At 61.4% G+C, this 6,037-nt stretch carries 7 protein-coding genes and 1 pseudogene; 2 read left to right on the top strand and 6 right to left on the bottom strand.

Annotation, left to right across the window (positions count from 1 at the left end; translation table 11 throughout):
* Window positions 1-407: 407 nt before the first annotated feature.
* Window positions 408-851, top strand: a pseudogene (locus FN835_RS13500) (ATP-binding protein); the annotation flags it as partial.
* 85 nt (window positions 852-936) lie between these two features.
* Here FN835_RS13500 and FN835_RS13495 read toward each other — a convergent pair.
* A complete protein-coding gene (locus tag FN835_RS13495; RefSeq protein WP_142663748.1) occupies window positions 937-2,583 on the bottom strand; it encodes a Na/Pi cotransporter family protein in 1,647 nt (548 codons plus the stop codon).
* Between the two features lie 703 nt (window positions 2,584-3,286).
* Between FN835_RS13495 and FN835_RS13490 the strand changes: the two genes are divergently transcribed.
* Complete coding sequence (locus FN835_RS13490) at window positions 3,287-3,466, top strand: hypothetical protein (RefSeq protein ID WP_142663747.1); 180 nt, start codon at window positions 3,287-3,289, stop codon at window positions 3,464-3,466.
* Here the strand turns inward: FN835_RS13490 and FN835_RS21450 are convergent.
* From FN835_RS21450 to FN835_RS13465, 5 genes are all read right to left on the bottom strand, one after another.
* Complete coding sequence (locus FN835_RS21450) at window positions 3,460-3,750, bottom strand: hypothetical protein (protein ID WP_221930423.1); 291 nt, start codon at window positions 3,748-3,750, stop codon at window positions 3,460-3,462. The genes FN835_RS13490 and FN835_RS21450 overlap by 7 nt on opposite strands.
* Before the next feature lie 21 nt (window positions 3,751-3,771).
* A complete protein-coding gene (locus FN835_RS13480; protein WP_246098739.1) occupies window positions 3,772-4,605 on the bottom strand; it encodes an amidohydrolase family protein in 834 nt (277 codons plus the stop codon).
* 10 nt (window positions 4,606-4,615) lie between these two features.
* On the bottom strand, window positions 4,616-4,963 hold the full coding sequence (locus FN835_RS13475) for a hypothetical protein (protein WP_142663746.1): 348 nt from the start codon (window positions 4,961-4,963) through the stop codon (window positions 4,616-4,618).
* 76 nt (window positions 4,964-5,039) lie between these two features.
* Complete coding sequence (locus tag FN835_RS13470; RefSeq protein WP_142663745.1) at window positions 5,040-5,417, bottom strand: nuclear transport factor 2 family protein; 378 nt, start codon at window positions 5,415-5,417, stop codon at window positions 5,040-5,042.
* A gap of 4 nt (window positions 5,418-5,421) precedes the next feature.
* A complete protein-coding gene (locus FN835_RS13465) occupies window positions 5,422-6,033 on the bottom strand; it encodes a TetR-like C-terminal domain-containing protein (protein WP_142663744.1) in 612 nt (203 codons plus the stop codon).
* Window positions 6,034-6,037: the final 4 nt, after the last annotated feature.

Here is a 6,037-nt window from a genome sequence, read left to right as displayed (position 1 = left end):
GGAAAACCCCGGTGTTTTCCGGAGGGCAGAACGGGGAGGGCACCGCCCTGCCCGTGGCCGCAGGCCGGGCGGTCATGGGTCGGAGGCCGGGCTGGCGCGGCCCGCAGCAAAGCGAGGACACGGGCCCGGCCGCAGACGACGCGCCTGCGCGGCGCTTGCCCCTTGATCCGACCGGACGGCGGATGCGAGGCGGACGACATGTGATCGGAAAAGTCTGCGGCGCCGGGGTGAGCCGGGCCCCCTGCCCGGTCGATCCCCGGCTCCGGCGATTAAATGGATCGGGCCGCGCCCATGGTGCGGACCGCAATTGTGGACCTGCATCGGTTTTGTTCCGGTCTTCTGAGAGCAATGCTCTCTTCAGAGGAGACAGTATATTGCAGCGACACACAGCGAAGAGTTCAACCGTGACCCATGTTGCCACCGCCCTCGGGAACCAGGTCATCGAACATCACCGCCGAAAGGTCAGGTTCTTCTCCACCATCTAACTGGTCAACGCCCGCGAACAGGAAAAGGCCAAGGCAGGGCAGATCGCCGAGTGGCTGACCAAGCGCGACCTCGTGATCCTGGATGAACTTGGCTATCCGCCCTTCAGCGCCTTGGGCGAGGCGCTCCTGTTCCATCTGCTGAGCAAGCTATACGAGCGCACCAGCGCGGCGATCACCACCAACCTCAGCTTCAGCGAATGGGCCACCGTCTTTGGTGATGCCAAGATGACCACTGCCTTGCTCGACCGCCTCACCCACAGCTGTCACATCCTGAAGACCGGAAACGACAGCTTCCGCATCAAGGCAAGTTCAGCAGCTGCAGCAAGAACGAAGAAGGAGACACACCCGCCCTTGACCCCTGCTTGAACCTAAATCGATAATCAGAGGTGGCTCACTTCTCGGTGACAAAACGCGGCTCAGTTCCGCGTGAGATTCAACAAGCAGATATCAGCTATGAACTTTGGGCCGATCGTGTCGCGCGCAACCGACTTTCTACAAGCAGTCCTTGTTCGTCCAAAATTGGATGAGCGACTGACACTGCATGGGAGTTAATGCGTTTCAGATCGCGCAGAATATCCAAGTGCAATGATGAGGTCTCGCGGCTTTGGGCCTGGCCTTCGCGGAGCCTAATCAGGTGACGTTGGGCCGATTGGCGTTCCTGATTACGGATCTCGACCTTCAGCTCCATCAGTTGCCGAGCCATGTCACGGTCGCGAGTCATAAAGACGGTTTGGGCCATCCGCAGCACCTCTTGCGTGACCAAAAATAGCCGTTCCAGTTCCTGATAGCCTTCGTCAGAAAAGCGCAGGCCTAGACCGATTTTTTTGTGCACCTCAGCGGCAAGGCCCTTGTCGACGATATCGCCGATATGTTCCAGATTTATAACGTAATCCAGAATGTCGATGGACCGGCGCCGTTCATCTTCAGAGGCGTTGCCGGTCAGGCGTGAGAGATAATTCTTAACCTCCTGCTGGCGGCAGTCGACCTGGCTCTCAAGCTCCGCAACTTCGGCGAGTGGGCTGCTATTGTCCGTTCGGAAGGCGGTGCGGGTTTGTGAGAGCATGCGTTCGACAGCATCGCCAATGGCCAGCACCTCGCGGCTGGCCCCGCTTAGCGCCAGCAGCGGCTTGTCCAGCAGACTGTCATCCAGCCAATTGCGCCGCGCGGCCGTCGCGGGCGCTTCACCGGGCAGAAGGTGCTCGACCAAACTGACGACGGCCCGATTCAGCGGCCAGATCGCCGCGGCGAGCGCAATATTGAAGATCAAATGCGCTTCGACAGCCAGTCCGGTCAGATCCATTGGCAGGGCGACCAGCTGCGGCACAATTGGGGAGATCAGCGGCAGTGCGATAAGGCAGCCGATGCCGCGCACGATCAAGTTTCCAGTCGCGACACGCCGCGCGACCACACCCAATCCAGCGCTGGCAAGCACGGGCGACACCGCGCCGCCCAGATTAGCACCGAGCACGAGCACAACCGTGAGTTCTGGCGGCAAAGGGACCGAGGCGATCAACAGCACCGCCGCCAGAGACGATGAGCAGACGACCGAAATCCCCGCCGCCAGCAACAACGCAACAGGCCAAGCATTGTCGAGCATAGGTAAAAATGCCGCCAGCAGCGGCGAATCCCGCATCGGCATGGTCGCATGCTCCAACAGCGTCAACGAGACAAGCATCAATCCGACCCCGATCAGCGCACCGCCGATACCCGACGCTATGGTTTGGCTCCTTTGGCGCAGCACATAGCCCGCGAGAACCAGACAGGGTGCGACCGCATCGATCTGAACCGAAACCAGCACCGCTGTCAGCGCGGTCCCAACATTCGCCCCTAGCAGCACGATCTGCGCCATGCGGCTGCCAATCAGCTGGCGATCGACAAAGGATGCTGTGAGGAGGGCTGTCGCGGTCGAGGATTGCAGCCCCAACGTTGCCAGCAATCCCGATGCAAAGGCGCGGGGCCGAGTGCGGGTGCCAAAGCCAAGGATCATCTTCATGCGCAGGCCAAAGGCCTCAAGCATTCCGTCTCGCACCAACCCCAGCCCGAATAACAGTAGCGTAACCGCCCCAGCCAGTTGAAGAATGATCGCAATCGAACTCATATTGTATACGACGCGCCTTGTGATTGAATCCGGCTGTAAAAAAACTGTGGCACATGGTCGGGGCACTGGCAAATACTCCGACGCTTAAACCCACGCACAAAAAGCATTGATGTAAGCCGGAGGAGCCGGGGACTTATCTCTGCTCATTTAACGCTGAGCACGACCTTGTCCGATCGCGCCTGCGCCACCGCGTCCAGGCGGCTGATGCATCATAGCCATCACCCTATGCTAAACTGTACCGCGATCACCGCTGGCGCCGAGTAAATGATCAACGCTGTTACCGTGCCGACCACTTAAGAGTGGAATGCTGGTCATGAAGTGTTAATTTTGTGTGTCGGCTTCATTATCCTACAAGGCCTCCCGTCGCGATTCTATACAAGGCGTCGAATGGCGGCATCGCGGCGTGAAGCTGCGTAGCAGCTTTGAGTCTCGGGCAGCATCAACGTGCCTTCGTCGATCCCGGTCGCGTTCAGGCCGCTGATCTTTACGCAGCTTCGCCTCATTCGCCTCCCGCGGCAAATCGCGCGCGAGGCTGCAGAACCTGCCCTCCCCCCGCCATCTGTCTCGGCGCGACCGCGTCCAAGTGAAACAAAGACCAATGCGACCGGGCCGGTCGCAGAGACTGGCCTGCAGGTGTCTGCCGAGACAGTGACCATCCGCGTCCTCTACCGTATTCTGGATCCCTTGGTGGCGCGCGCGACGCTTGGGCCGGGAAAGCCCGCTGTCCGGTTGGCACGATCCCGGGCGGGCCACCGCGCATGATCGCCTGCGCCAGGAGCTCGATCCGGAAGGGATCGCTGGACTGACACCGACGGTGTCGCGCTCGGTGCGGGCGCGGGTGATCACGCATCTCGATGGTTTTCTGGAGCAGCAAGGCTATTGAGGATGTCCGCTTCCTCCGATTGCATCCCTGCCCGCCTGCGTGATCCGGAAACCCTCCTTTTGCCGCCACCGGCTCACGCCACAGACGATGAGGCCAAGACGCTGCAGGTCCGCCAAAGTCCCGATCCCGACCCCTTTCGGCAAGGCATCACGGCGGATGAAGGTCCGATCATCGCCTCTGAGAAAGTCCTCCTGATCGCATTCCAGCACCTCGGTGATGCCGGCGCCGATGCCTGATCCCCCGCCGGTCACTATGACCACCTTGTCCTTAAGCCCCATATCCATGCCCCATATCCCCTTTGGTGTTCAGATACCGTAGAACCGTGCGCCATTGCCGTGGAAAATCGCGGCCTGTTGGTCCTGCGGGAGATGCGCCAGCACATCGCGGCTAAGCGATTGCCAGTCCAGATAGCTGGCGGCCAGCGTCAGCACCGGCCAGTCGCTGCCCCAGACCAGCCGTTCCGGGCCGAACCATTCCAGCAATTGCGACAGCACATGAACCACCGCCGCCTGCGGCGCCACGCGCTCCGCGGGCGACAGTTCACTCGGCAGACCCGAGAATTTGCACATGACCCGAGGGTGTCGGGCCAGCGCCCGCATCCCCTTTTCCCATTCCGGTCGTGCGCCCGGCTGCGGCTTGGCACAATGATCGATCATCACCGGCAGGTCGGGATGGGCTGCGACAAAACGTTCCAGCATAGGCAGATGGCGTTCCGTCACCAGGGCGTCAAAGCGCAGGCCAAGACGGGTGACCGTCTCGATCACCTCGGGGCGGGCCTGGGTCATAAGCCAGTCGGTATCGGCGATGTTCTGCAACATCGGGCGGATACCCTTGAACAGCGGATTGGCCGCGCGGTCCTGCAGGACCGTCACGCTTCCGGGCCGCGTCAGATCGACCCAACCCACGACGCCCGCGATGGCATCGTTCTGCGCGGCCAGTTCCAGCAGGAAATCGGTTTCCGCCAGCGTCGCCGCCGCCTGAACCGCAATCACACGATGCGCGGCGGGGAAATCGGCAGGCAGGAAGTCGCGCCGGATCGGTGCAAGCGGCCCGCCCGAGCCGTTCAACCAGTCGTAATCTCCACGGGATAAATCCCAGAAATGGCAATGCGTATCCAGAACAGGCATGGGCAAAGTCATCGTCTGACCCTTACAATCGTGGCCGCAAGGCCGGGGTTTCGGGGGCCGCCATCAGCGCTTGTGCCAAAGGCGGCGTCAGTGGATCGGGCCTGGTGCAAGTCGTGGTCAGGTCAATGAACTTGGCCTGCTGCCCCGAGTCCACGATTGACGTCAGAATTTCGACCACATGCAAGGCAAGCGTATCGTTGCCGCGATGCGGCCGCCCATCGGCAATGGCGGCGCACATATCGGCCAGACCGCGGCGCGTGGGTAACCCCAGAATGGCCACGGCTCGCGAGCCGAGAAACAGGCCGAATACATATGAGCGACTTCCGCAAGCCACGCTGAAAATCTCGATTGCGAACAGCAGCCGGCACATACATTCCACCCTCGACCTAGCCTAGTCCACCTTCATCGGCTTACAAAGTAGTTGTCTCTGATGAACGCTGGTGACGTCAGAACAGGCCGTTGTCGTTGGCGGAATGTCCGGTGATTGGTTGCAGGACGTCCCAATGCTCCACGATCTTCCCGTGTTTGTCGAACCTGAAGATGTCGATGCCCGCGTAATCGTCCCCGTCCGGCCAGATCTGGTGACAGTGGAGCGCGACGAGATTTCCCTCGGCTATGGCGCGTTTGATGGTCACCGACTTTCCCGGATGTTCGATGGCCATGCGCTCGAAATACGCGATGAAGGCCTCTTTGCCGTCCGCGACATGCGGGTTGTGCTGGATGTAGGTGTCGCCAACATAGTGCTCGATGGCCTCGCGGGGGCGGCAGGCATCGAACATCAGCTTATAGAATGCGATGGCGTTGGCCTTGTTTCTGCCCGTCATGGCGTCAACACGACCGGAGGGCATTAGCAATGACTGCCGCCTGCCGCTCAAGATCCGCGCGCCCGATCGGCCTGCAGCGCACGATCATCCGCCAGTAAAGCGGCGAGGGGATGAGATCGAAGGCGAACTCGCGGTCGATGTCGGGACGCAGCTCGTGCCGCGCGATGGCGCGGTCTAGCATTGCCTGGCCTGCGGTCCGCCGCGTGGTCGCGACATGGTCCAGCAGCGGGGCCAGATCGCCCGACCGCATGCGTTCCGCGTGCAGGTCCGGCAGGATGCGCCGCACCAGAGGATGGCGCAGAACGCGCCTCGTCATCGTGAGATACGCAAGAATATCCGCCTCCAGCGATCCGTGATCGCCGAAGCCGCCAAGCCCCGGCGCCGACCGTTCTATCGCCGCCGATGCGAATTCGCGTTTCGAGGGCCAGCGTCGATAGATCGCGGCCTTTCCCGCACCGGCCCGCGCAGCCACGCGTTCCAGACTGATCGCGGCATAGCCGGTCTGCGCCCATTCCTCGAACAAGGCCCGGAACAGCGCGTCGGTCAAATCCGTGCGGATCACCGCCGCCCCACTCGGCTTGCGGGAGATTTTGTGGTCGATACTCTTGCGTTCCATCCAT

Source organism: Paracoccus laeviglucosivorans (assembly GCF_900182695.1).
GTDB classification, from domain to species: Bacteria; Pseudomonadota; Alphaproteobacteria; order Rhodobacterales; family Rhodobacteraceae; genus Paracoccus; species Paracoccus laeviglucosivorans.
Note: the sequence above shows the minus strand (reverse complement) of the source record. Positions and strands in the feature narration are given on the sequence as shown.